Source organism: Kitasatospora sp. NPDC091335, from assembly GCF_044757205.1.
Classification (GTDB): Bacteria; Actinomycetota; Actinomycetes; order Streptomycetales; family Streptomycetaceae; genus Kitasatospora.
Window position 1 is genome coordinate 1 of the sequence record NZ_JBIVUM010000045.1, and the last position, 1628, is coordinate 1628.

The 1628-nt window shown below is 57.0% G+C and carries 1 rRNA gene; it reads left to right on the forward strand.

Features of this window, described 5'->3' with window-relative positions:
- Positions 1-42: 42 nt before the first annotated feature.
- Positions 43-1628, forward strand: a 23S ribosomal RNA gene (locus ACIQOW_RS39655); the annotation flags it as partial.

The following is a 1628-nucleotide window of genomic DNA, read 5'->3' on the forward strand; positions in this document are numbered from 1 at the left end:
TGGTCGTTGTTTGAGAACTGCACAGTGGACGCGAGCATCTGTGGCCAAGTTTTTAAGGGCGCACGGTGGATGCCTTGGCACTAGGAACCGATGAAGGACGTGGGAGGCCACGATAGTCCCCGGGGAGCCGTCAACCAGGCTTTGATCCGGGGGTTTCCGAATGGGGAAACCCGGCAGTCGTCATGGGCTGTCACCCGCTGCTGAACACATAGGCAGTGTGGAGGGAACGCGGGGAAGTGAAACATCTCAGTACCCGCAGGAAGAGAAAACAACCGTGATTCCGGGAGTAGTGGCGAGCGAAACTGGATGAGGCTAAACCGTATTGGTGTGAGACCCGGCAGGGGTTGCCAATGTGGGGTTGTGGGAGTGAGCTTCAGTCGTCTGCCGGCGGCTGGGCGAGTCAGAAACCGTATGGATAGTCGAAGGACATGCGAAAGGTCCGGCGTAGAGGGTAAGACCCCCGTAGACGAAATCTGTGCGGCTTGCTTGCTCATTTCCCAAGTAGCACGGGGCCCGAGAAATCCCGTGTGAATCTGGCGGGACCACCCGCTAAGCCTAAATATTCCCTAGTGACCGATAGCGGATAGTACCGTGAGGGAATGGTGAAAAGTACCGCGGGAGCGGAGTGAAATAGTACCTGAAACCGTGTGCCTACAAGCCGTGGGAGCGTCGTTCGCCAGTTTTCTGGTGGGCCGTGACTGCGTGCCTTTTGAAGAATGAGCCTGCGAGTTTGCGGTGTGTAGCGAGGTTAACCCGTGTGGGGTAGCCGTAGCGAAAGCGAGTCCGAATAGGGCGTTTGAGTTGCATGCCCAAGACCCGAAGCGGAGTGATCTAGCCATGGGCAGGTTGAAGCGCGGGTAAGACCGTGTGGAGGACCGAACCCACCAGGGTTGAAAACCTGGGGGATGACCTGTGGTTAGGGGTGAAAGGCCAATCAAACTCCGTGATAGCTGGTTCTCCCCGAAATGCATTTAGGTGCAGCGTCACGTGTTTCTTGCCGGAGGTAGAGCACTGGATAGGCGATGGGCCTTACCGGGTTACTGACCTTAGCCAAACTCCGAATGCCGGTAAGTGAGAGCGTGGCAGTGAGACTGTGGGGGATAAGCTCCATGGTCGAGAGGGAAACAGCCCAGAACACCGACTAAGGTCCCTAAGCGTGTGCTAAGTGGGAAAGGATGTGGAGTCGCAGAGACAACCAGGAGGTTGGCTTAGAAGCAGCCACCCTTGAAAGAGTGCGTAATAGCTCACTGGTCAAGTGATTCCGCGCCGACAATGTAGCGGGGCTCAAGCACATCACCGAAGTCGTGTCATTGCAGCATATAGGGCCAACGCCTGCTGTGATGGGTAGGGGAGCGTCGTGTGCCGGGTGAAGCGGCGGTGGAAACCAGTCGTGGACGGTATACGAGTGAGAATGCAGGCATGAGTAGCGATACAAGAGTGGGAAACTCTTGCGCCGATTGACCAAGGGTTCCTGGGTCAAGCTGATCTGCCCAGGGTAAGTCGGGACCTAAGGCGAGGCCGACAGGCGTAGTCGATGGACAACGGGTTGATATTCCCGTACCCGCTTTGAAGCGCCAACGTTGAACCCTCTGATGCTAAGGCCGTGAAGCCGTCCTGGAGCCTTCGGG